This window comes from Paraburkholderia sp. TE9906, from assembly GCF_056279605.1.
This window is the reverse complement of record NZ_JBWCCT010000003.1, coordinates 674,329-698,236: the sequence shown is the minus strand read 5'-3', so window position 1 is coordinate 698,236 and position 23,908 is coordinate 674,329. Positions and strand designations below refer to the sequence as shown.

General features: G+C 65.7%; 20 protein-coding genes. 13 read left to right on the top strand and 7 right to left on the bottom strand.

Annotated features, from left to right (window positions below):
- The first annotated feature begins 1 nt into the window (after position 1).
- On the top strand, positions 2 to 1,249 hold the full coding sequence (locus ACZ9H4_RS10860) for a metal-dependent hydrolase family protein (RefSeq protein ID WP_476119025.1): 1,248 nt from the start codon (positions 2 to 4) through the stop codon (positions 1,247 to 1,249).
- Positions 1,250 to 1,425: 176 nt separating this feature from the next.
- On the opposite strand, the gene ACZ9H4_RS10855 is transcribed toward ACZ9H4_RS10860, so the two are convergent.
- Positions 1,426 to 2,340: a DMT family transporter gene (locus tag ACZ9H4_RS10855; RefSeq protein ID WP_408156693.1), complete on the bottom strand. Its 915-nt coding sequence runs from the start codon at positions 2,338 to 2,340 to the stop codon at positions 1,426 to 1,428.
- Between the two features lie 132 nt (positions 2,341 to 2,472).
- On the opposite strand from ACZ9H4_RS10855, the gene ACZ9H4_RS10850 reads away from it, so the two are divergent.
- Both ACZ9H4_RS10850 and ACZ9H4_RS10845 read left to right on the top strand, forming a co-directional pair.
- The gene (locus ACZ9H4_RS10850; protein WP_408145187.1) at positions 2,473 to 3,402 is read left to right on the top strand and encodes a LysR family transcriptional regulator; all 930 of its coding nucleotides are present in this window, start codon (positions 2,473 to 2,475) and stop codon (positions 3,400 to 3,402) included.
- A 109-nt stretch (positions 3,403 to 3,511) separates the two neighbouring features.
- Positions 3,512 to 4,594, top strand: coding sequence for an asparaginase (locus tag ACZ9H4_RS10845; RefSeq protein ID WP_476119023.1), 1,083 nt, complete (start codon positions 3,512 to 3,514; stop codon positions 4,592 to 4,594).
- A gap of 119 nt (positions 4,595 to 4,713) precedes the next feature.
- Here the strand turns inward: ACZ9H4_RS10845 and ACZ9H4_RS10840 are convergent, their stop codons facing one another.
- Entirely contained in the window at positions 4,714 to 5,685 is a 972-nt protein-coding gene (locus ACZ9H4_RS10840) for a chemotaxis protein (RefSeq protein ID WP_408145192.1), read from the bottom strand.
- A gap of 395 nt (positions 5,686 to 6,080) precedes the next feature.
- On the opposite strand from ACZ9H4_RS10840, the gene ACZ9H4_RS10835 reads away from it, so the two are divergent.
- The 3 genes from ACZ9H4_RS10835 to ACZ9H4_RS10825 all read left to right on the top strand — a co-directional run bounded on the left by ACZ9H4_RS10835 (position 6,081) and on the right by ACZ9H4_RS10825 (position 9,811).
- Positions 6,081 to 6,647 carry a DUF4142 domain-containing protein gene (locus ACZ9H4_RS10835; RefSeq protein ID WP_408145193.1) on the top strand — a complete coding sequence of 189 codons (567 nt, stop codon included), beginning with the start codon at positions 6,081 to 6,083 and terminating at the stop codon, positions 6,645 to 6,647.
- A 267-nt stretch (positions 6,648 to 6,914) separates the two neighbouring features.
- Positions 6,915 to 8,630: a tetratricopeptide repeat protein gene (locus ACZ9H4_RS10830; RefSeq protein ID WP_476119020.1), complete on the top strand. Its 1,716-nt coding sequence runs from the start codon at positions 6,915 to 6,917 to the stop codon at positions 8,628 to 8,630.
- Positions 8,631 to 8,785: 155 nt separating this feature from the next.
- Positions 8,786 to 9,811, top strand: a complete 1,026-nt coding sequence (locus ACZ9H4_RS10825) for an aldo/keto reductase (protein ID WP_408145197.1) — start codon at positions 8,786 to 8,788, stop codon at positions 9,809 to 9,811.
- Between the two features lie 43 nt (positions 9,812 to 9,854).
- Here ACZ9H4_RS10825 and ACZ9H4_RS10820 read toward each other — a convergent pair whose 3' ends face one another.
- The 3 genes from ACZ9H4_RS10820 to ACZ9H4_RS10810 all read right to left on the bottom strand — a co-directional run bounded on the left by ACZ9H4_RS10820 (position 9,855) and on the right by ACZ9H4_RS10810 (position 12,288).
- On the bottom strand, positions 9,855 to 10,409 hold the full coding sequence (locus ACZ9H4_RS10820; RefSeq protein ID WP_476119018.1) for a cyclic nucleotide-binding domain-containing protein: 555 nt from the start codon (positions 10,407 to 10,409) through the stop codon (positions 9,855 to 9,857).
- Positions 10,410 to 10,562: 153 nt separating this feature from the next.
- Positions 10,563 to 11,459 carry an SDR family oxidoreductase gene (locus tag ACZ9H4_RS10815; protein WP_476119017.1) on the bottom strand — a complete coding sequence of 299 codons (897 nt, stop codon included), beginning with the start codon at positions 11,457 to 11,459 and terminating at the stop codon, positions 10,563 to 10,565.
- Between the two features lie 85 nt (positions 11,460 to 11,544).
- Positions 11,545 to 12,288, bottom strand: coding sequence for an SDR family oxidoreductase (locus tag ACZ9H4_RS10810; protein WP_408156683.1), 744 nt, complete (start codon positions 12,286 to 12,288; stop codon positions 11,545 to 11,547).
- Between the two features lie 137 nt (positions 12,289 to 12,425).
- Between ACZ9H4_RS10810 and ACZ9H4_RS10805 the strand changes: the two genes are divergently transcribed.
- Both ACZ9H4_RS10805 and ACZ9H4_RS10800 read left to right on the top strand, forming a co-directional pair.
- Positions 12,426 to 13,337 (top strand): LysR family transcriptional regulator, encoded by a 912-nt coding sequence (locus tag ACZ9H4_RS10805; RefSeq protein ID WP_476119015.1) that lies wholly within the window; start codon positions 12,426 to 12,428, stop codon positions 13,335 to 13,337.
- Positions 13,338 to 13,707: 370 nt separating this feature from the next.
- Positions 13,708 to 14,646 carry a LysR family transcriptional regulator gene (locus ACZ9H4_RS10800; protein ID WP_476119013.1) on the top strand — a complete coding sequence of 313 codons (939 nt, stop codon included), beginning with the start codon at positions 13,708 to 13,710 and terminating at the stop codon, positions 14,644 to 14,646.
- A 737-nt stretch (positions 14,647 to 15,383) separates the two neighbouring features.
- Here ACZ9H4_RS10800 and ACZ9H4_RS10795 read toward each other — a convergent pair.
- Positions 15,384 to 15,686, bottom strand: coding sequence for a hypothetical protein (locus ACZ9H4_RS10795; protein WP_408145209.1), 303 nt, complete (start codon positions 15,684 to 15,686; stop codon positions 15,384 to 15,386).
- Between the two features lie 711 nt (positions 15,687 to 16,397).
- Here ACZ9H4_RS10795 and ACZ9H4_RS10790 point away from each other — a divergent pair.
- The gene (locus tag ACZ9H4_RS10790; RefSeq protein ID WP_408145211.1) at positions 16,398 to 16,715 is read left to right on the top strand and encodes a single-stranded DNA-binding protein; all 318 of its coding nucleotides are present in this window, start codon (positions 16,398 to 16,400) and stop codon (positions 16,713 to 16,715) included.
- On the opposite strand, the gene ACZ9H4_RS10785 is transcribed toward ACZ9H4_RS10790, so the two are convergent.
- Positions 16,685 to 17,611: a LysR family transcriptional regulator gene (locus tag ACZ9H4_RS10785; RefSeq protein ID WP_476119012.1), complete on the bottom strand. Its 927-nt coding sequence runs from the start codon at positions 17,609 to 17,611 to the stop codon at positions 16,685 to 16,687. The genes ACZ9H4_RS10790 and ACZ9H4_RS10785 overlap by 31 nt on opposite strands.
- A gap of 109 nt (positions 17,612 to 17,720) precedes the next feature.
- On the opposite strand from ACZ9H4_RS10785, the gene ACZ9H4_RS10780 reads away from it, so the two are divergent.
- The 4 genes from ACZ9H4_RS10780 to cuyB all read left to right on the top strand — a co-directional run bounded on the left by ACZ9H4_RS10780 (position 17,721) and on the right by cuyB (position 23,887).
- A complete protein-coding gene (locus ACZ9H4_RS10780; protein WP_476119010.1) occupies positions 17,721 to 19,487 on the top strand; it encodes an acyl-CoA dehydrogenase family protein in 1,767 nt (588 codons plus the stop codon).
- Positions 19,484 to 20,836 (top strand): CaiB/BaiF CoA transferase family protein, encoded by a 1,353-nt coding sequence (locus tag ACZ9H4_RS10775; protein WP_476119009.1) that lies wholly within the window; start codon positions 19,484 to 19,486, stop codon positions 20,834 to 20,836. Before ACZ9H4_RS10780 ends, ACZ9H4_RS10775 begins: the two co-directional genes overlap by 4 nt.
- A 71-nt stretch (positions 20,837 to 20,907) precedes the next feature.
- Complete coding sequence (locus ACZ9H4_RS10770) at positions 20,908 to 22,221, top strand: MFS transporter (protein ID WP_408145219.1); 1,314 nt, start codon at positions 20,908 to 20,910, stop codon at positions 22,219 to 22,221.
- Between the two features lie 163 nt (positions 22,222 to 22,384).
- Complete coding sequence (cuyB, locus tag ACZ9H4_RS10765) at positions 22,385 to 23,887, top strand: cysteate racemase (protein ID WP_476119007.1); 1,503 nt, start codon at positions 22,385 to 22,387, stop codon at positions 23,885 to 23,887.
- Positions 23,888 to 23,908: the final 21 nt, after the last annotated feature.

The following is a 23,908-nucleotide window of genomic DNA, read 5'->3' as shown; positions in this document are numbered from 1 at the left end:
AATGAGCATTACGGTAATCAGCGGCGGCAACGTACTCGATCTGGCGCACGGCGCGTTGCTCGAACATCATCATGTCGTGATCGAAAACGGCCATATCGTCGAAGTCACCGACCGTCCCGTCGATCTGCCGAACGCGCGCGTGATCGACGCGCGCGGCAAGACGGTGATGCCTGGCCTGATCGACTGTCACGTGCACGTGCTGGCTTCTCGTGCGAACCTGGGCGTGAACGCGGCGCAGCCGAACATCCTCACCGCGATTCGCGCGTTGCCGATTCTGAAGGCGATGCTCGGGCGCGGCTTCACGAGCGTGCGCGATGCGGGCGGCGCGGATTGGGCGTTGACGCAGGCGCTCGAAAGCGGCCTGGTTCCAGGGCCGCGGATTTTCCCGTCGGGCAAGGCGTTGTCGCAGACCGGCGGTCATGGCGATTTCCGGCCGCGCGGCGACGTGCTCGAACCGTGCTCATGCGCGTTTCGCGCGGGCGCGATTGCGCGCGTGGTCGACGGCGTGGACGCGGTGCGGCTCGCCGTGCGTGAAGAGATCCAGAAGGGCGCCACGCAGATCAAGATCATGGCGTCGGGCGGCGTCGCGTCGCCGACCGATCCGATCAGCAACACGCAGTATTCCGAGGACGAAATCCGCGCGATCGTCGCCGAGGCGCAAGCGGCCAACACCTACGTGATGGCGCACGCGTACACGGGCCGCGCGATCTCGCGGGCGATTCGCTGCGGTGTACGAACGATCGAGCACGGCAACCTCGTCGACGAAGCCGCCGCGCAACTGATGCGCGAGCATGGCGCGTTCGTCGTGCCCACGCTCGTCACCTACGACGCGTTGGCCAAACACGGCGCGGACTACGGTTTGCCGGCCGATTCGATCGCGAAGATCGAAACCGTGCGCCAGGCAGGGCGTGATTCGCTGCAGATCTATGCGAATGCGGGCGTGCCGATGGGTTTTGGTTCGGACCTGCTCGGCGAGATGCACACGTTCCAGAGCGACGAGTTGCGTATTCGCGCAGACGTGCTCGGTAATCTGGAAGCGTTGCGCTCGGCGACGACGATCGCTGCGGACATTGTCGAGTTGAAGGGCAAGCTCGGTGTCATCGAGGCGGGCGCGATTGCCGACGTGCTGGTGGTGGACGGCGATCCGCTGAAGGATATCGGCGTGCTGACCGGGCAGGGCGAGCGTCTCGCGTATGTGTTGCAGCGAGGCGAAGTGGTGAGCGAGCGGGGCGTCGTCGCGGTGCGCTGATTCGCCAACGGGCGCGGCTGCGCGCAAGCTGCGCCGGGCGGGCCGTGGCATCGGTGCGCTCGCGGCACGATGATGCTGTGGGCGCGCCGCGCCAGTTTCTCATCACGCCCGCGTGGCGCTCGCACGCCAGCTGTGCCAGAGCGCCGTCGCCGGTATCGCGCCGCGCCAGTTCCCCGTCAGGCCTGCGCGACGTTCGTGCGCCAGGCACTCCAACGTACCGTCGCCAGAATCGACGCGGCGACGATTAGCGCGCCACCGATCCACGCGGTCGTCGAAATCCGTTCACCTAACCAGATACACGCGAACAGCGCGCCGAACGCGGGCTCGCTGCCCATCAGCAGCGACACGCGCGTCGGACTACTGCGCTTGATCGCGAAGTTCTGCGCGAAGAACGCGAACAGCGTGCAGGCCAGCACCAGATACGCGACGTAGGCCCAGAACGTCGCGTGGCCGCTCAGCGTCGGCACGGCTTGCCATTGCTGATGTGGCGCAAACAGCCAGGCCGCCGCCGCGCTGCCGAACGCCACCACACCCGACTGAACGGCAGTCACTGACAACGGCGGCAGCGCTGAATCGCGCATCACGCGCTTGGTCACGCACACGGTCAATGCGCGCAGCAACGCGGCGAGCAGGATCAGTGCATCGCCCGGATTCAAGCTCAGCGCGCCGTCGCCGGCCAGCAGCCAGGCGCCGAACAGCGACAGCGCCACCGCGACCCATTCGATGCGGCTCGGCCGGCGCTTGAGCAGCAACCATTCGACGAGCGGCGTCAACACCACGCACAGGCTGATCAGAAACGCCGCGTTGGCCGCGCGGGTCATCAGGATGCCGAATGTTTCGCACAGGAAGATGCCGAGCAGCAGCAGGCCGGCGATCAGCACGCCGCGCAGCGTGCGGGCGTCGGCGGCGCGCAGATGGCGCAACGCGGGCGACAGGATCACGAACGTGACGCCGAAGCGCAGCGCCAGCAGACCCAGCACCGGATAAAACACCAGCGCGCTTTTTACGACACCGTAACTGGTCCCCCATACCACCGCGACCGCGAGCAGCATCAGATCGGACAGCAGGAGCACACGTTCTTGTTTCGACATTGAAAGACCTCGACCGCGAGCAACGGAATGCGTATTGTCGAGCTTTGCGTATGAGGCGATAATTGGGTCGATGCGCACAACATTTATGTCGCAAATGCATTAATCGATATCCCGCCGAAAGGGCCTGCCACGATGACCCCAACCGAGCTTTTCGCGCTGCTGCCGGACATGGCGGTGTTTGCACGCGTCGTCGATGCCGGCAATTTCTCGGTAGCCGCGCGTCAGTTGGGCAGCACGCCGTCCACGGTCAGCCGGCAGATCAAGCGGCTCGAAGACGCGCTCGCGACCCGTCTGCTCGAACGGTCCACGCGCACGGTGCGGGTCACGGAATCGGGGGCGCAGGTGGTGCGGTTCTGCCGCGACATGGTGAGCGCCGCATCGGGTGCGGTCGACGCCGCCGGGCAACTGGCCGGACGGCCGCAAGGCAAGGTGAGCGTGAGCGCGCCGACCCAGTTCGCGAAGGCGGTGATTCATCCGCTGATCGCCGGCTTCCTGCGCGCGTATGACGAAGTGGATCTGCAACTGCTCTTCACCGACCACGACGTCGACCCGCTCGCCGACGACGTCGACCTCGTGATCCGCCTGACCGAGCATCCGCCGCAAGGTCTGGCGGGCCGGCGGCTGGGCGCGGTGCGCTGGCTGCTGGTGGCGTCGCCCGCGTACTTGCGCGCGCGCGGCGCGCCTGCGCAGCCGCGCGATCTGCTGAAGCACGACTGCATCTATCTCGGCGAAACCGCCGACGACAATCGCTGGCGCTTTCGCCGCGGCGCGGAAACGCAAAGCGTCGATGTGAAGGGGCGCTACATCGCCAACCATGCGCTGGCCCGGCTCGAAGCCGCGCAGCAGGACTTCGGCATAGCGAGCGTGCCGGAGTTTGCCGCGGTACGCGCGTTGCAGAGCGGCGAGCTGGTGCAGGTACTGCCGGACTGGCGTCTCGAAGCGCGCGCGTACGAGGGCACGGTGTGGCTGCTATATCCGCCGAACCGCTTTTTGCCGCCGAAAGTAAGGGCGTTGATCGATTACCTGGTCGAGCATCTGCGCGAGCGTCTCGATGCAAACTGACGCAACGTGACTGCACCCTGGTTCGAGTTGCGAAACGAACGTAGAATCGCTCGCGCCGCCGACGATTCAGTGCGCTCGCACTGCCGCGGCGCTCATGAGGAGAACGAGCATGACCCTGCACGAAACCGCGCCGGTCGCAGCGACCGTCTATCGCGGCGAGGCGATTGAAAACACGCATCTCGCGCATGTCGCGGTAGTCGACGCGAGCGGCCGCCTGTTGTATTCGTTCGGCGATCCGGCGCGCGTGACGCTCGCGCGTTCCGCGGCGAAGCCGGCGCAAGCGCTGGCGGTGCTGGAAACCGGCGCGCTCGAACGTTTCGGTTTCGACGAAGCCGATCTCGCGCTGATGTGCGCGTCGCACAGCAGCGAGGCGCGTCACATCGAGCGCACGCGCGGCATGCTGGCGAAAGCGCAGGCGAGCGAAGCGGATCTGCGCTGCGGCGGCCATCCGCCGCTATCGGATGCGGTGTATATCGACTGGCTCAAGCGCGATTTCAAGCCGGGCGGCGTATGCAGCAACTGCTCCGGCAAGCACGCCGGCATGCTGGCCGGGGCGCGGGCGATCGGCGCGGCGCTCGACGGCTACGAACGGCCCGGGCATCCGATGCAGACGCGCGTGAAGCAGACCGTCGCCGACGTATGCGATCTGCCCGCCGACGCGGTGCTGTGGTCGACCGACGGCTGCAATCTGCCGACGCCGGCTTTTCCGCTAGACCGGCTCGCGCGTATGTTCGCGAAGCTGGCTGCCGCGCAGGACGAGGTTGCGGCGTCATCGGCGGCCTCATCGGTAGCGCCGCGCACGGCTGCGCTCGCACGCATTTATCGCGCGATGACGGCGTATCCGGAACTGGTGGGCGGCGTGGACCGATTCTGTACGGTATTGATGCAGGCGTTCGACGGCGCGCTGGTCGGCAAGGTCGGCGCGGACGGCAGCTATGCGTTCGGCGTGCGCGCGTCGGCGCAGACCGCGCGCCTGGGCGCGGCTGGCGCGCTCGGCATCGCGGTGAAGATCGAGGACGGCAATCTCGCCATGCTCTATGCGGTGGCCGCGGAACTGCTTGTGCTGCTCGATATCGGCACGACGGAGCAACGTGCGAAGCTCGAAGGTTTTCACGCACCGAAGCGACTCAACACGATGGGTGTCGAAACGGGGCGTGTGGCCTTCTCGGTGGAACTCGCGTCGCGTCGATAGAGGCGGCGCTGCATCGCCTTCATGGCGCGGCCCGCTCGATCTCGATGCGGTTCGCGCCGGGCCGAACCTAAGCGATCTTCCGGGCGAGCGTAATCGATCACCCGCAACCTCTCACCACCTCAAGCAGCCTCAGGCACCGCGCCCAGCGCATGCCGAATCGCATCGGCCAGCTCGGCCGCGGCGAACTTCGCCACGTAGCCATTCGCGCCGGCATTCTTCACGTGCGCTTCGTTCGCCGCGCCCGTCAACGATGAATGGATGATCACTGGAATGTCGCGGGTCCGTTCGTCGGCTTTGATCTGACGCGTCAGCATGAAGCCGTCCATCTCCGGCATCTCGAGATCGGTCAGCACCAGTGCGATATGGTCCTTGACCCGCGCGCCGCTCGCTTGCGCTTCACGCGCGACCTGCTGCAACGTATTCCAGGCCTCTTCACCGGTCTTGGTCATCACGTAGTCCGCGCCGATCGCGCTCAAGGCCTGCTCGATCAGCTTGCGCGCGAAACCGGAATCGTCGGCGGCGAGAATCTTCGCACCAGGGCGGATGCCCAGCGCCTCACCGACCGAAGTGGGATCGACGCTCGGGTGCTGTGACGGAAACACGTCGCGCAGCACCTGCTCCACGTCGATCACCTGCGCGAGCCGCGAATCGCCCGTATTGCCGTCGATGCGCGCAATGCTGGTGACGAGATTGCCGCCCGCGGTGCCGTCGGCGGACAGCACCTGGTTCCATTCCAGCCGCACGATGTCGTCCACTTCCTCGACGGCGAACGCCTGCGTCGAACGCGCGAATTCCGTGACCAGCAGGATGTTCAGGCCGCGGGTCGGCTCACAGCCCATCAGGCGCGGCAAGTCGATCACCGGAATGATCTGCCCGCGAATATCCACCGCGCCCATCACGAACGGCGATGAACCGGCGATCGGCGTGACCGGCGGCATGGTCGAGATTTCCCGCACTTTGAAGACGTTGATTCCGTACAGCTCGTGCGCATCGCTGCCCGGCACGCTGCCGAGGCGATACAGCAACAACTCGAATTTGTTGGAGCTGGTCAGGTTGCTGCGTTCGTGATTGGCTCGCTGTTCTTCCGCCATCGAATCTCTCCAGGATTGCGCCGTGTGTCGTGCGCCAGGCAGTGTTGCGTCGGCCCCTGGCGCGTGGCTTACCTTTCGGTTATCGGCGCCAGTGGAGAAAAATTCAGGGGTTCCTCGCTGTTTTAATCGCATCGTCTCGCTAACGCGCAGGCGTCGGGCGGGACGCGGAAAGTACGCGCGATACCGGCATGTCAAGGCATTGTTATGAAGGTTACCTAAGGTTACAGAAGCGACAGCACCGTTTCACATGGTCTTTCGCACGCCTCCTAGAATCGACAGCGATAAAAGCGTGGCGCCGTCGGCGGCCCTCGGGCCGGGCTGCAATTTTTTCCGCAGCGTGATGTTCGACGCGCACACGCATCGCTGCTGTTTCGCTTCCACCTCAAGGAGAACGTATGATCCGCTTGCCTCTCGCCACCATCGCCAGCGCCTGCATGACCGGCCTTCTGGCTGTCGCCACCGCGGCCAGCGCTCAGACCACCACAGCCGCACCGGCAGCGGCGGACACGGCCCGCCTGCATGCCGCCGACCAGACGTTCATCGCGGACGGCACCAAGGCCATCGCGACGCAGCGCGACGCCGCGCGCATCGCGACGTCGCGTTCCACCGACCGCGACGTGAAGGCATTTGCCGAACGCGTCTCGACCGATAACGCGAAGATCTCGGACGCGCTGCGCGCAGCGAGCCCGCGCGGCGTCGACGTGCCGAAGAACGATCCCGACGCGGCGGTGCTCGCGAGCATCAACAATCTGCGCGGCGCGGAGTTCGACAAGACGTATATCGAACAGGTCGCGCTTGCCGGCGAACAGAAGACGTTGTCGGCATTCCAGGCGGAAATCGCCTCGGGCCGCGACGAGCAGTTGAAGGACGCGGCGAAGAAGGCGCTGCCGACCATTCAGCAGCATTACGCGATGGCGCAGGACCTCGCGAAGCGCAAGCATCTGTCGGGCACGGCGCAGTAAGGGGGGGATGCGCGTTGCGTCATGTTTCGCCGCCTATGTGTGATGCGTAAGACGCGACGCGTGTCGTACGGGCCGGACGGCGGGAGTGTCCGGCCTGCTGCAAAACCGGCGTGCCACGCTTGCGCGCCGCATGCCGGCAGTGGTTCGAAGCGGTGCTTTCGACGATAATCGCTCTTTTCTTGCGTGCTACACGCCGCGTCTGTCCGGACGCCGCGCGCATCGGCACCGCACCGGCGATTTCTCGCGCATCCCATCGAAGCTGACCGTATGAACAAGCCCGGCAATCTGCCGCAACAGTTGGACTACATGCTTCGGCAGGCCGTCGCGCTGCAGCAGAACGGCGCGATCGTCGAGGCCGAAGAACTCTATCGCGAGATTCTCGAACTCAAGCCACGCCATTTCGACGCATTGAAATGGCTCGGCGAACTCGCGTTGCAAACGGGCCGTCCCCAAGAGGGCAGCGATCTGCTCAAAAAGGCGCTGGCCGTCAACGCGAAACAGGCGCCCGTTCATTCGAACCTGGCTTACGCGCTGAATGCACAGCAGCGCTACACCGAAGGCCTTGCCAGCGCCGATCGCGCGCTCGCATTGCAGGCCAATTTCCCCGATGCATTGAACAATCGCGGCAATGCGCTGGCCGGTCTGAACCGGTCGCTCGACGCGCTTGCCGCTTTCGATCGCGCCATCGCGTCGATGCCGGAGGCCGCGCCGTTCTGGAACAATCGCGCGTGCCTGTTGCGCGACATGGGCCGCGCCGGCGACGCGCTCGCGGACCTCGATCACGCACTTGCATTGCGCCCGGACTATGCCGCGGCGTGGAGCAATCGCGGCAACGTGCTCGCCGACATGAACCGGCCGCAAGAAGCGGAGCACAGCTACCGGCGCGCATTGGAACTGGCGCCGGCCTTCGTCGATGCATGGAGCAATCTCGGCCTCGCGCAGAGCGACCTCGATCAGCATGCGCAAGCGCTGTCGAGTTATGAGCGCGCACTCGCGCTCGACCCCGGTTCGGTGGAAACGCGCTGGAATCAGTCGCTATGTCTGCTGCGAATGGGGCAGTTCGAAGCCGGCTGGCGGCAATACGAATCGCGCTGGGAGCGCGCCCGGATCAAGGCGGCGAGGCGCGGTTTCGCGCAGCCGCTGTGGCTCGGCGATTTTCCCATCGACGGCAAGACGATTCTGTTGCATGCGGAGCAGGGGCTCGGCGACACGCTGCAGTTTTGCCGCTATGCCGCGCTGGTGTCGAAGCTCGGCGCGAAGGTCGTGCTCGAAGTGCCGTCTTCGCTGATGCGCCTCATGACCACGCTCGACGGTGTCGGCCAGCTGGTCGAAGCGGGTCAGCCGTTGCCGCCGTTCGATTGCCACTGTCCGTTGCTGAGTTTGCCGCTCGCGTTCAGGACCGACGAAGCGAGCATTCCCGCGTCGACGCCTTATCTGTTCGCGGATACCGAGGCCGTGCGCGCATGGGGCGAGCGTATCGATGCGCAGGCCGATCGGCGTCTGAAAGTGGGCCTCGTGTGGGCGGGCGAAAACCGCTCGCACGTCGCGGAGTTGCGCAGGATCGACGAGCGCCGCTCGATTGCGCTCGAACGTTTCGCACCGGTTGTCGAGGTGCCGGGCGTGTGCTTTTTCAGCCTGCAAAAGGGGGCGGCGGCGTCGCAGTTGGCGGGCAGCGCGTTGAGCGGGTGCGTCGTCGATTACACGGAAGACCTGCACGATTTCGCGGATACCGCCGCGCTGGTTGCCAACCTCGATCTGGTGATTTCGGTGGATACGTCGACTGCGCATCTGGCCGGCGCGCTGGGCAAGCCGGTCTGGATTCTGAACCGCTTCGACACCTGCTGGCGCTGGTTGCTGGAGCGCAGCGATACGCCGTGGTATCCGCACGCGCGGCTGTTCAGGCAGCCGGCGTTGGGGGATTGGGACAGTGTGATGCGGGCCACGCACGAAGCGTTGAACGCGTTGACGAGGGAGGGGGAGTAGGGAGGCCGCTTGTGCCTGTTGATGCACGGTGAGGTCGACCCGCTCGTCGTGCATCGCGTTGCCGCCAATTCCCAGCCTTCCCCGCCGACGCATTTGCCCAGACACGCGTAGACTGAGCATCCGCTTATCGACGGCTAGGCCACGGAGATTCATCAATGGAATACAGACATCTGGGTGCATCCGGTTTCAAGGTGCCGGTCCTGAGTTTCGGCACGGGCACGTTTGGCGGCAAGGGCGAGTTTTTCGAGGCGTGGGGCGCCACCGACGTCGCCGAAGCGCGCCGCCTGATCGACATCTGCTTCGACGCGGGCGTCACGATGTTCGACACCGCGGACATTTATTCGAGCGGTGCATCGGAATCGGTGCTCGGTGAAGCGCTCAAGGGCAAGCGCGACAAGGCGATCATCTCGACCAAGGCGACCTTCCGTTTCGACGACGGCCCGAACAGCGTCGGTTCGTCGCGCTTCCATCTGATCCAGGCGGTCGACGCCGCGCTCAAGCGCTTGCAAACCGATTACATCGACCTGTTCCAACTGCATGGTTTCGACGCCAGAACACCGGTCGCCGAAGTCCTGTCGACGCTCGACGATCTCGTGCGCGCCGGCAAGATCCGCTACACCGGTGTGTCGAATTTCTCCGGCTGGCATCTGATGAAGTCGCAGGATGTCGCGGACCGCTACGGCTATCCGCGCTATGTCGCGAATCAGACCTACTACTCGCTGGTCGGCCGCGACTACGAGTGGGAGCTGATGCCGCTCGGCATCGACCAGGGCGTGGGTGCGGTGGTGTGGAGCCCGCTCGGCTGGGGGCGGCTGACCGGCAAGATCAAGCGCGGCCAGCCGCTGCCCGATTCGAGCCGGCTGCACAAGACCGCCGACATGGGTCCGCCGGTGCCGGACGAGTATCTGTTCCGCGTGCTCGATGCCATCGACGAAGTGGCCGCGGAAACCGGCAAGACGGTGCCGCAAATCGCATTGAACTGGCTGCTGCAACGGCCGACGGTGTCGACGGTGCTGATCGGCGCGCGCAACGAGGAGCAACTGCGGCAGAACCTCGGCGCGGTGGGCTGGAACCTGACGCCCGAGCAGGTTGCGAAGCTCGACGCGGCGAGCGCCGTGCGTCCCGCTTATCCCTATTGGCACCAGGAAGGATTCGAGGAGCGTAATCCGAAGGCGGTGTGAGCGCGCCGTTTTTCGTGCCGTAGCGATACGTTCCGGTTCGGCGTCATTGTGCGAGTGAGACCGGTGCGGCGAAGAGTTCGCCATAGTAGCGGCGGCCCGCGTCGATATGCGGGCCGAACACAAAACCTTGCGCGAGCATCGCGTCGAAGTCGGCGCGTTCGATTTTCATCACGTAGCTGTGTTCGGTCGTGACGAGGCGGCATGGCCGATCCGTCATCGCCGCACTGAACCACTTGCCCGCGCTCGCGTGATCAGCGGGGTACGTATGACCGGCGGCTTCGAGTTGCCAGCCGCCGTCCAGCAGAATCCAGATTGCCCGATCCTGCGCGCCGCTCGCGGCGTTGCCGTCGCGTTCGGCGACGACCGTGCCGGCGCGCGCTTCCCATTCATGCGAATGACCGATGACCCAGCGCAACTGCCCGGTCGTCAGGTTCGTGAAGAACGGTGTGTGTTTCAACAGATGAAGATAAGTGACCGAAGGTTCCATGGTCGTGCTCCGGGTGGAGAGGGACGCGTCGGGCGGCGGCTGGCCGGCATCGCAGGCGGTGGCGAGCAGGGGCAGGAGGGCTGCGATTGCGTTCAGGATGGGGCGGGGCATGAGTTTGCGGGTCCTGTAGGGATGGGCCGGGAAGGTAGAGGCGGTAAGGGAATCGTGGGGTATGTGCGGGGCGTGGCGAGATGGGAACGGCAAGCGGTAACCACCCACGCATACACGATCACCGGTCTCGCCTCCCATCCACCCCCTCGTCACTCACCGGTTAACCCGCGCCTCCAGCAAATCCCCCATACCAATGCGCCGCGCGAACTCGATGCGCACGCGCTCCGATACTTCGAGCACTTCGCGTGCGCCGTCGCCGACGAAGTCGATGACCGAGCGCATCGGCCGCTCGCCCGACGGCAGCGCGACGATCCGCACGATCTCATCGGCGACGGCTTGCGGCGTCGCGTCGTCCGGCGTGAGTTCGGACAGGCGCTCGCCGATGCGGTCCATCACGCCGTCATAGCGCGCATACGCCGCTGCGCGTTCGGTATCGGCGGGCTTGCCGGCGCTCGGGAAATGCTCGGTGCCGCGCGTGAACGCGCCCGGCACCACGATCGAGGTTTCGATGCCGAAGCGCGCGATCTCATACGCCAGCGTGAGCGCGAGTGAATCCATCGCGGCCTTCGCCGCGCCATACGGACCGAGGAAGGGCGGAAAGCCGCCTTTGGTCGTCGTACTGCTGACCCACAGCATCAGGCCGGCTTCCTGCTGACGCAGGTAAGGCAGCACGGCGCGGTTCACGCGCTGCGCGCCGAACAGGTTGGTGTCGAATACCTTCATCATTTCTTCCGGCGTGAAGGCTTCGCTCGGGCCGACCACCAGATGCCCCGCGTTCTGCATCACCACGTCGAGCCGGCCCTGCTCGCGCACGATCGTCGCGGCGGCGGCATCGGCCGAGTCTTGCGACAACACGTCGAGTTCGAGCGGATGCAACTGCAGGTCCTGCGCTTGAGCGAGCGCGCGCAATGTATCGGCGCGCGGCCTGTTGCGGCCGTCGACGTCGCGCATCGTCGCGTAGACGACGTGGCCGGCCTCGGCCAGCGATTGGGCCGTGAGCTTGCCGATGCCCGTACCGGCGCCCGTGACCAGGATGACGTTCTTGCGCATTTTTTCCTCCGATTCGATTCAATTCAATTGACGATGTGATGGCCTTGAAAGCCGCGCGGGGCGCGCCCGCAGCGAATCGATCGCCTCAGGCGAGGCCGCCGTTCGCGCGCAGGATCTGACCGTTGACCCAGCCCGCGTCCGCGCCTGCGAGGAACGCCACCACCGACGCGATATCGTCCGGCTGGCCGAGGCGTTGCAGCGGCGGCATCTTCGCGAAGTTCTGGATCTGCTCGTCGGTCTTGCCGTCGAGGAACAGCGACGTCGCGATCGGACCCGGCGCCACCGCGTTGACGGTGATGTTGCGGCCGCGCAGCTCCTTCGCGAACACATGCGTGAAGGCTTCGACGGCCGCCTTCGTTGCGTTGTAGATCGCGTAGCCCGGCATGTTCAGCGCGAGTGTGGTGCTCGAAAAGTTGACGATGCGCCCGCCGTCGTTCATCCGTGCGGCCGCTTCGCGCAACGTGTTGAAGGTGCCGCGCACGTTGATGTCGAAGGTCTGGTCGTACAGCGCGTCGCTGGTATCGGCGAGCGGCAAGGTCTTGAGCACGCCGGCGTTGTTGACCAGCACGTCCACCTTGCCGAGTTGCTGTTCGGTGACGTCGAACATACGGCGCACGTCGTCGGCGTTCGACACGTCCGCTTTCACCGCGATTGCTTTCCCGCCCGCGGCGGTGAGTTCGCTCACCAATGCATCGGCTTCGGCCGAGCTGGATGCGTAGTTGATGGCAACCGCGAAACCGTCCTTCGCGAGACGTTGCGCGACCGCCGCGCCGATGCCACGGGATGCGCCGGTCACGATGGCGACTTGAGCGTTGTTGAGCGTGTTCATGATTCGTTTCCTTCGAGGTGGTGAGTAGGTGAGGTGAATCATGGACGCGTTTGCGGCATAGATAATCACGTTAGAATGAGCATGATCATTCCATTTACTTTAATAATGGGCGGCGCCCGGCCGCCGGGATGCCGACCATGGATCGTTTCGAGGAAATGCGGGTTTTCGTGCGGATCGCCGAGCGGCAGAGTTTCACGCGCGCGTCGGACGACCTGCAGATTCCGCGCGCCACCGTCACCAATCTGATGAAGCGCATGGAGCAGCGGCTCGGCGCGCGGCTGCTGGAGCGCACCACGCGCACGGTGCGGCTCACGCATGACGGCGAAGCGTATTACCGCCGCTGCATAAGGCTGATCGCCGACATGGAAGAGGCCGAGGGTTCGTTCTCGAATCTCGCACCGAAGGGGTTGTTGCGGGTGAATCTGCAGGGCACGCTGGCGCGGCACTTCGTCGTGCCGGCGCTGCCGGCGTTTCTCGCGCGCTATCCCGAGATCGAGCTGACGATCGGTGAGGACGACCGCCTCGTCGACCTGGTGCGCGAGGGGATCGACTGCGTGCTGCGCGCGGGCAATCTGCAGGATTCGTCGATGGTGGGGCGGCGCGTCGCGCAACTGCCGCAAGTGACGGTGGCGAGTCCGACGTATCTCGCGGAATATGGCGAGCCGGCCGATCCGACTGCGCTGTCCACGCACCGTGCGGTGAACTACGTGTCGAGCGCGACCGGCAAGCCGGTGCCGCTCGAATTCCGCATCGACGGGCGGGATACGGCGATGGTGCTGCCGTCGGCGGTGTCGGTGACGGGGGCCGATCTCTATGCCGGTTCGGCGCTCGCCGGACTGGGGATCGTGCAAGTGCCGCAATACCGGGTCGCGGGGGAACTGGCGGCGGGACGGCTGAGGGTCATCCTTGCGGATTTCCCACCGCCGCCGATGCCGGTTTCGGTGCTGTATCCGCAAAATCGCCAGTTGTCGTCGCGTGTGCGGGTGTTTGCGCAATGGTTGCGGGATATTTTCGAGGCGGCTGGGGAGTCGGCGCGGGAGGGCGCGTGAATGGGGCTGTGCGGACGGCTTTGCGGCGAGGCGGGGGTGCGAGCGCAACGGCGTCTGTCAGTGGGCTCGTGTGGATGGCCTTATGGTGAGGCGACGCGGCGCTCGACGTGAGCAAGGGCACTCAGGTGGCTGCGCGGCAGCTACTGCCTGCGCGCGACAAACCCGCGCGACCCACGCCCACACTTACATCATTGCCTCACGCGGTCCAAAGATATGGATCAGATTGCCTTCCGGATCACTCGTGCGATATTTCTGAAGGCGCATCGCCCGATCTATTCGGCCTCTTTTCAGCCGCGATATCGCTATAGTGGACTCGCTTCATCGCTTTGCCGTACCATCTTTGCGTCGAACTCGTTCGAAGGAATGGAACATGTTGTCCGAAGACGAACTGGCCTTGCTCGACGCGATTCGCGAAACCGGCAGCCTGTCGCGCGCGGCGGCGCGCCTCGGTAAGGCGCCGTCCACGGTGTCGCATGCCGCGCGGCAACTCGAAACGCGCTTCGACGCGCTGCTGTTCGACCGGCGCCGCTACCGGCTGCAACTGACGCCCGCCGGCCAGCTTCTCGCCGACGAAGCCGCGCGCCTGATGCTCGACATGGCGCGCATGACGCAGCGCGTGAAGCAGATCGCGAGCGGCTGGGAGGACCGGCTGTGGGTGGTCACGGATGAGATCCTCGAATTCGAGCTGCTGATGCCGGTAGTGCGTGCGTTCGATGCGCTGAACTCGGGCGTCAAGTTGCGCTTCACGCACGAAGTGCTGAGCGGCACCTGGGAAGCGTTGCGCGACGGCCGCGCGGATCTGATCGTCGGCGCGACCAATGAGCCGCCGGCGATTCCCGGCCTGCGCTGGTTCGAACTCGGGGTAATGGACTGGGTGTTCGCGGTGTCGCCGCGTCATCCGCTGGCGGCTGTCGAAGGGCCGCTCGGCCGCGAACGGATCCTCGAACATCGCGCGGTGGTGGTCGCCGATTCGTCGCGCACCACGGCGGGGCGGGCTTATGGCGTGATGGGCGGGCAGGCGTCGCTGGCGCTGCCGAGCATGCGGGCAAAGATTCTCGCGCAGCGCGACGGTTTGGGAGTCGGGTGGCTGCCGCGTCAGCGGGTGGCGTCGCTATTGAAGCAGGGCGAACTGGTCGAGAAGACGACCGCCGATCCGCGCGAGCCGAACGTGTTGTACGTCGCGTGGCGCGGCGATCACGAAGGGCGCGCGTTGCAATGGTGGCTCGAACAGTTGCGGCAACCGCGGCTGGCGAAGCGGCTCGTGCGCGGTGTGGATATGACGCCTGGGTCGGGAGGCGTTCAGCGTTGAAGTGGACGTGGTGGCGTTGTCGTTGCGGGCGCTCCGTGGCCGCGTTGGTCGTTTAACGTTGAGCCGGCGTTTCGTTTGAGTGGCGAGCTGTCTGCGTTCTGGTTCACTTGACGTTGCACGACCTCGTCGGTGCGAAGGGGGCCGCGTAACAGCGAGCGTCTCTGCTTGACCCATTTCGGTTCCCCGATTTTCCACGAAGCGGTCATTCAACGCTGGGGCGAATTCGGCCATCCGGCGCGTGATGGCAGGTCGGGCCAGTTGCATTAACCTGTTTCCACCGTCGCTTAAACGTGTCGCCGGTCGCTGTTATTCGTCACCCTACGGGCGTGCAAGCCGTCGGTGTGACGCAAGCCGCTGCCAGGAAGAGGCCGGGGAGAAGTCGGGGAGAAGTCGGGGAGAAACAAAGACCGCTGTCTGTCAGGACAGCGGTCTTTCTTGCGACAGGTGGCGAATGAGGAACCCGAATTTCAGATTTACGGATTTCGTGAGGATAATCCGTTACGACACACGCTAAGCGTCTTGATGCGTCGCTCTGCCGAGGCTTGAACTGTTCGCGCGCCCATCGGCTGTCGTGACGCTCGACAGCATGGAGCCGTGCAGGTCGATCGTACTAACCAGCTCCCGCTAGTCGCGAAACGGGGCACCGTTCACAATTACAACTGCGCCCTACGCGATTGAAGCGCGCAGTCGCCTGGCGCTTGTTTGCGGCTGCGGCTGGTTGTCGTCCTGAATTGCGGTTATTGGGCAGCCGGCGACACGGTGGTCGGCGTCGCCAGCGTATTGTGACTGCCGGGAGCGTTGGTGAGGGACGTCGAGCTATTGTTCGTGCTACCCGGCAGGCCCGAGTTCGGTGACCCGGCGCCCATACCGCTGTCCGAGTTGGTGACGCCAGGCGTGCCGTAGCCGCTCGTCGTGTTCGTTGTATGGACCGGCGACACGGTGCTCGGGGTCGCCAGCGTGTTGTTACTCTGTGCATACGCGCCGGCCGACAGCGTGAGCGCAGCGACGGCCGCGATGAATGCGCTGGTTGGCTTGTTCATAATCTGCTCCTCCTTGATTGGACTGGATTTCGACTCAACGATCCATTCGTATTTCTCCATCGCGGTGTAAAGCCGACCTGCGTGACCGGCACCTCGTTCAGGCCCACGATGCCCTCTATGTCCCGATCAGCTCGCGCGACGCACAATAAGCCTTCTCAGGCCGGTATTGCACTGTATTGACGGCATACCATGCGCCGACAGCACGGGATCGAATCCATAGCAGGTGGTGCCAAGTTTAGAAGCGCGGTCGTAGATAATTAAGCGCATTGTTCGCAAGGGTGAATTTCGATTTTCGGGGTTACCTTCAATGGGTCCCGGTCCGATCTGGGGCCGGCGTCTTGCAGCGTTGCGCGGTGCAAGCTACGTGACTCGCGACGAGGTGAGGAAACTTGTAATCGACCTCCCCACGATTGGCGACGCGCGACGGCCGAATGACGAGTCACTGACCGGCAAGCGGCATATAGCGTGACGGGCGAGGAGAGATCCACGGCGAGCGCGGGCCAGCCAGGCGCTATCCCGCCGACCTGCACGCACCTGTTTTTCTCTGCGAGCCGAGCGGCTTCTCATGGGATCATACGCACCGCGCTGGCCGACGGGCCTTTCGCACGATATACCGCAAGGATGTGCCCCGGAAGTGCGCCCGAATGAAGTACCCTCGGAACGCATCCAAAGCAAAACTCCCTGGGGACACGCAATAACTGGAGCGACACAATGATAGAAGGACTGGTGGGCGGACGTTTATACGGCGAGGCTCAGATCCGCACGGGGCAGAACGGCAGGCGCTTCGTCACCTGCAAGGTGCGCGCGGCCACCAACGACGGCGACACGATCTTCGTCAACGTGATTGCATTCGACGACGACGTGCAAACCGCGCTGCTCGCCTTGAGCGACGCCGACAGCGTCGCCCTGAGCGGCACCTTGACGCCCAAGGTCTGGACCGACAAGAACGGCCTCGTCAAACCGGCCGTGGACATGATCGCCCACAAGGTGCTGAGCGCCTACGCCGGGCGCCTCGACGGCGGCGAATGAGGCGGTTTCGCGGACTTGCCGGCGGCGTCGTCGAGGTACTCGACGAAGCGGTCGGCGACCGGCTCCGCATCGCCGCTCCTGCGCAACAGCAGCACTTGCGATAGCAGCGTCTCGCCGTGCAGCGGCAAAAAGCACACGCGCGGGTCCTGCACCTGCCGCAACGTGTACGGCACCAGCGCGACCCCCATGCCGAAGCCGACCATCGTGACGACGGTCTGCCACAGCCGGGCCTCATGGCGAATCAACGGACTGAACCCCGCACTCACGCACTGCGCGATGATCAGATCGTGATAATGCGGCGACACGGTGCGCGGAAACAGAATGAACGGCTCCTGCGCGAGCGCGCGCAGATCGACCCGGCGCTTGCGCGCGAGCGGATGATCGACCGGCAGGCAGCACAGGAACGGCTCGGAAAACACCGGGGTGGACGTGACGTCGGACGGGAAGTTGCCCCAATGCGCGCAACCCATGTCGATCTGCATCCGCTGGATCGCATGCACCTGCTCGCTGGTGTTCATCTCTTTCAATACGATTTCGACGCCCGGATAGTCGGCTTCGAAACGGCTCACTGCCTGCGGCATGCCCCGGTACAACATCGAATTCACGAAGCCGATCCGCAGACGGCCGGCGAGGCCGTGCGCCGAGCGCACCGTGATGCGTTCGGCTTCGCCCGCCTGCAATAGCAGGCGGCGCGCTTCACCGAGCAGCACCTGCCCGGCGTTGGTCAGCGCGACCGACTTGTTGGTGCGCGCGAGCAGTTGCACGCCGAGTTGCTCTTCGAACTTGCGGATGTCGAAGCTCAGCGCCGGTTGCGAGATGAACAGCCGCTTGGCCGCGCGGCCGAAATGCAGTTCCTCGGCGACCGCCACGAAATAGCGCAATTGCTTCAGGTCCACGGCGGTCTCCGTTGTTATCGATAAGCTGTGTCTATCGTACCGGATATAAGTTGTATTAGACGATTATCGAAGCCGCTTCTATGCTCTTCCCACAAGACAGGAGACAAGCATGAGCGAAATCATCGCGCAGCCGGTGCACGGCTCGTCCAACATTCCCGATAGCCGGGGCATCAACTTCTTCACGAGCGATCCGGATTTCGCGCGCCTCATCAGGCTGCATCTCGGCGACGAGCTATACCGTGAACTCGAAAGCCAGCTCGTTGAGCTGGGCCAGCGCGCATCCGACGAACTCGACGTATGGGCGCTTTCCGCCGACCGGAACCCGCCGCAATTGCGCCATCGCACGCGCCGCGGCGAAGCGCTGCAGAGCATCGACAAGCACCCCGATTACGTCGCGCTGGAACGCGTCGCGTATTCCGAGCTGGGGCTCGCGTCGCTGAGCCACGACACCCGCGACGGCAAGACACCACCGCCGCCCCTCGTCAAATACGCACTGACGTTCCTGTTCGTGCAGGCGGAATTCGGCCTGTGCTGCCCCGTCAGCATGACCGATTCGCTCACGCGCACGCTGCGCAAATTCGGCGCGCCCGAACTGGTCGCGCGCTTTCTGCCGATGCTGGCCTCGCGCGATTTCGACACGCTGTTTCAAGGCGCGATGTTCATGACCGAGCAGGCGGCCGGCTCCGACGTCGCGCGCATCGCCACGCGTGCGGCACTCGAAACCGATGCGAACGGCGACGCGGCGTGGCGTCTGTACGGCGACAAATGGTTCTGCTCGAATGCCGATGCCGATCTGGCGATGGTGCTCGCGCGTCCCGACAATGCGCCGTCCGGCATCACCGGCCTCGGCCTGTTCCTGCTGCCGAAGACGCTGCCCGACGGCTCGCGCAACCGCTACCGGATCGTGCGTCTGAAAGACAAGCTCGGCAGCCGTTCGATGGCGAGCGGCGAGATCGTGCTGGAAGGCGCGCACGCGTATCTGATCGGCGAAGTGGGGCGCGGCTTTCATCAGATGGCCGACATGATCAACATGTCGCGGCTGTCGAACGGCGTGCGCGCGGCGGGGCTGATGCGCCGTGCGCTGACCGAGGCGCTGCACATCGCGCGCAATCGTGAGGCGTTCGGCCGCAAGCTGATCGACATGCCGTTGATGCAGCGGCAACTGATGAAGATGATGCTGCCCGCCGAACAGGCGCGTTCGATGTTCATGCGCATCGCGCTGCTGCTGCCGCAGGCCGATGCGGGCGATCGCGCGGCGGCGAAGTGCGTGCGCATCCTCACGCCGCTGATCAAGTTCCGCGCTTGCCGCGACGCGCGCCGCGTCACCGGCGACGCGATGGAAGTGCGCGGCGGCACCGGCTACATCGAGGAATGGAGCGACGCGCGGCTCGTGCGCGATGCGCATCTCGGCTCGATCTGGGAAGGCACCAGCAACATCGTCGCGCTCGACATCGCGCGGGCCGCGAAGCGCGACGGCGCGCTCGAACCGTTGCGTGCTTATCTGCAAGACCTGCTTGGCGCGGCGGGCTTGCCTGCGGCCAGCCTGGCGCTGCTGCGCTCGATCCTGACGCGCGCTTGCGACGCGCTGGCGAGCGTTGCCGAATCGGGCCGCGACGAATGGGTGCGGCAGGCCGGCTCGGCGCTGTATCACGCGAGCACGGCGGTGCTGATGGCGTGCGAAGGCGCGCGCCTCGCGCCGGACTACCGGCGTCTGGCGCTCGCGCATCTGGTGGTGCGGCACAAGCTCTTGCCGTCCGATCCGCTCGACGTTCGCCGTGCGACGGACGACAGCGAAGTGATCGACGCGCTGGTCGACGGCCGCGACGTGACGCTCGATCAGGCCCTGCAACTGCTGCCGGCCGGAGGCGCGCAATGACCGGATTCCTGAACCATGCGGCGCAAACCGCCCAAGCGACCCAAGCGACCCAAGCGACCCAAGCCACCCAAGCGACCCAAGCGACCCAAGCGACCCAAGCCACCCAAGCCACCCAAGCCACCCAAGCCACCCAAGCCACCCAAGCCACCCAAGCCACCCAGGGCGCACTGCAAGGCATCAAGGTCATCGACCTGAGCCGCGTGCTCGGCGGCCCTTACTGCACGCAAGCACTCGCGGATCACGGCGCCCAGGTGATCAAGCTCGAACCGCCCGACGGCGACGAGACGCGCGGCTGGGGTCCGCCGTTCTACGGCGACACCGCGTGGTACTTCGCCGGTGTGAACCGCAACAAGCAGGGCATCGCGGTCGATCTGTCGCGCGACGAAGGCCGCGCGATCCTGTGGAAGCTGCTCGAAGACGCCGACGTGCTGGTCGAAAACTTCAAGCCGGGCACGCTCGCGCGCTGGGGCATGGACTACGAACGCGACTTGCGCGAACGCTTTCCGACACTGATTCATTGCGCCGTATCGGGCTTCGGTCCGGACGGCCCGCTCGGCGGCTTGCCCGGCTACGACGCCGCGATCCAGGCGATGACCGGCCTGATGAGCGTGAACGGCGAGCGTGACGGACCGGCCACGCGTGTCGGCCTGCCGGTCGTCGACATGGTCACGGGTCTGAACGCGCTCGCCGGCATTCTGCTCGCGCTCGCCGAGCGTGCGAAGAGCGGGCGCGGCCAGTCGATCGACATCGCGCTCTACGACTGCGGCGTGTCGCTGCTGCATCCGCATCTGCCGAACTATTTTGGCTCGGGCCGCACGCCGCAGAGAAGCGGCAACGCGCATCCGAACATCACGCCGTATGACAGCTACTGCACCGCAACTGCGCCGATCTTTCTCGCGGTCGGCAACGACCGGCAGTTCGCGAAGCTGTGCGCGCATCTCGGCGCGCCCGAACTCGCCGACGATCCGCGCTACGCCGACAACCGCAGCCGCTGCGCGCATCGCGAGCCATTGAAGGCGGCGCTCGAAAGCCTGCTCGCCACGCACGACTGCGAACCGCTCGCGCAGGCGCTGATCAACGCGGGCGTGCCGTGCGGCCCCGTGCAAACCGTCGAGGTCGTCGCGAGGCATCCGCATACGTTGCATCGCGGCATGGTGATCGAGATGGGCGAGTACCGCGGCACCGCGTCGCCGATCAAGCTGTCGCGCACACCGGCGACCTATCGCAACGCGCCGCCGTCGCTCGGCGCCGATACGCGCGACGTGCTCGACGCATTGGGTATCGACGCGGCGACCCAGCAGCGTCTGTTCGAAGCGGGCGTACTGAAGGCCGGCAGGGTCGAAAGCTGACGCGCACGTTTTCCGGCGACGGCACGCAGAAGCCGCGCTTTTGACACAAGAACGATCTCGGAGACACAGACATGCATCGCGAGCCAGACGATCACGCAGCAACCCGTCAACCCAGGCGCGCGGCGGCCGCCGCGTTCGTCGGCACCACCATCGAGTGGTACGACTTCTACATCTACGCCACCGCGTCCGCGCTGATATTCGGCAAGCTGTTCTTTCCCGGCAGCGACCCGTTCTTCGCGACACTCGCGTCGTTCGGCACCTTCGCGGTGGGCTTCTTCGCGCGGCCGTTCGGCGGGCTGGTGTTCGGCCATCTGGGCGACCGCATCGGACGCAAGAAGGCGCTGGTCGCGACGCTCGCGATCATGGGCGTCGGCACGGTCGGCATCGGCTTGCTGCCCACCTACGCGAGCGCCGGCATCTGGGCGCCGGTGCTGCTGGTGCTGCTGCGCGTCGCGCAGGGCATTGCGATCGGCGGCGAGTGGGGCGGCGCGGTCCTGATGGCGAGCGAGCATGCGCCCAAGGGCAAGCGCACGTTCTTCGCGTCCTTCGCGCAACTCGGCAGTCCGGCGGGTCTGATCCTGTCGCTGCTGGCGTTTCGCGCGGTGGCGTCGATGGACAAGGACGCGTTTCTCGGCTGGGGCTGGCGCCTGCCGTTTCTCGCGAGCGCGGTGCTGCTGGTGGTCGGGCTGCTGATCCGCTCGGGCGTCGGCGAATCGCCGGAATTCGACGCGCTCAAGGCGCAGCGGCGCGTGGCCGCGCTGCCTGTCGCCGAAGTAGTGCGCGACGCGTGGCGCACCGTGCTGCTGTGTCTCGGTGCAAACGTGATCGGCGTGGCGGGCGCGTGGTTCGTCAACACGTTCATGCTCAATTACACGACCCAGACGCTCGGCCTCGATCGTTCGCTGATTCTCGATGCCCTGTTCGTGGTCGCGTTCATCCAGCTGTTCACGCAGCTGGGTTCGGGCTGGTTCGCGCAACGCATCGGCACCGGACGCTTCCTGAAGGGCGCGGCGGCGCTGGCGATGCTGTCGCCGTATCCGATGTTCGCGCTGGTCTCGACCGGGCGGCCGGTGGCGATCGTGACCGGCATCGCGCTGGCGGTGATGTGCATGTCGAGTTCGTACGCGGTGATGGCCGGTTTCATGTCGACCGCGTTCCCGGTGCGCGTGCGCTATTCGGCCATCTCGCTGTCGTACCAGATGTGCGCCGCGCTGGCCGGCGGCTTGACGCCGTTGATCGGTACCGTGCTCGCGCATCACTATCCGGGTGCATGGTGGCCGCTTGCGGTGTTTTATAGCTGTCTCGCGGGCGTTTCATTGGTCTGCATCGGCACGCTCGAACGCCGCAAGCGGGGCGCGGCGCACGGCGTCGCCGAAGCGGCCTAGGCGGTTTCCCGATACGCGGCCCGGCAGGCGGGCCGCGAATTAAGGCCAAGAAAACCGGATTTTCGTGGTTAACCCCACGTCATGCGCGGCCGACATAATGTCATCCTCAAGCGCAAAAGCCGCCTACCATCAAGGCGGATGGACAATGACGGGGGAAGTCATCATGCATCGCTTTCGTTCGCTGGGCGTGGCGGCGGGCGCGGCCCAGCTCGCCGGCGCCGACATCCTGAGCAGAATCGGCACCGCCGCGCGCCGGCCCGGCGCGGCGGGGGCCGTCGATCTGGTGTTCGAGCCGCGCTGCTGGCAAGGCGCGAGCGCGCCGGACACAGCGAACGTCCAGTTCAAGATCCACATGTTCGACACGATGCGCGAGCTGGAAAAGCGCGGCGTCGATGCGATCGTGCTGCCGTGCTTCCTCAGCCATACCTTCATCGACGAACTCTCGGCGAACCTCGCCGTACCGGTCGCCAACATCATGACGGCGCTCACCACCCACGTGCGGCGGACGTTTCCGTCGGTGCGGCGGATCGGCGTGCTAACCAGCGGGGTCATCCGCGAAAACGGGCTTTTTGAACGCTATTTCGATGCCGCGCGGTTCGACGTGCTGCATCCGCGTCACGGCACGGGCGCCGATTGCGTGACGAGCGCCGTGTATGGCGACGAGGGCATCCGCACCGGCCGTCTGCATGGCCGGCCGGTGGAATTGCTGCGCGCGGCTTGCGCCGACCTGGTCGCGCAGGGGGCCGAGATCATCCTGCCGGGGCTGGCCGAAATCGGCCTCGTCCTGCGCGCGCTCGAGCCGCTCGACGTGCCGCTCGTCGACACCAATCAGGTCTATGCGCGCCATGTCGCGGCGGCCCGCTATGCGCGGCCGGCGCGGCGCTTCAAGCTGGGCGTGGTGGGCGGCGTCGGCCCCGCGGCGACCGTCGATTTCATGGCCAAACTGGTGCGCAACACGCCGGCCGCGCGCGACCAGGATCACATCAAGGTGATGGTCGAACAGAATCCGCAGATTCCGGACCGCACCGAGGCGCTCGTCGGCGGCGGCGACGATCCGACACTCGCGCTGTACGCGGCATGCAAGACGCTCGAAGAAGGCGGCGCGGATCTGATCGCGATTCCGTGCAATACCGCGCACGCGTTCATCGAGCAGATCCAGCCGGCGCTGGGCGTGCCGATCGTGAATATGCTGACCTGTACCGCCGATTATCTGCGCGAGACCTTTCCGGGCCTGCGCGAAGTCGGCGTGCTGGCGACGTCGGGCACGCTGGCGAGCCGTGTCTACGAACAGGCGCTCGCAGCGCGCGGCTTCGCGCAGATTGCGCCGGACGCGCCCGCGCAGGGACGGCTGATGAACGCCATCTACGGACCGCGCGGCGCCAAGGCGGGCTACACGTCGGGCGAGTGCGGGGACGACCTCGCGGCGGCGGTCGACGACCTCGTCGCGCAAGGCGTGCAGGTCATCGTGCTGGCCTGCACCGAGTTGCCGCTGCTGCTGCGCGACCCGGTGCTCGCGTGCCCGGGCGGTCGGGTGGTACGTCTCGTCGATCCGACCGAGGTGCTGGCGAGGCGGTGCGTGGCGTATGCGCTTGGCGAGGGCGGTGCGCGAGCGCAAGCCGTGGCATCGGCGGCGGGGCCGGTTAGCGTGGAAAGCGCGTACGGTTAGGGCGGCGAGGCACGCTCACCC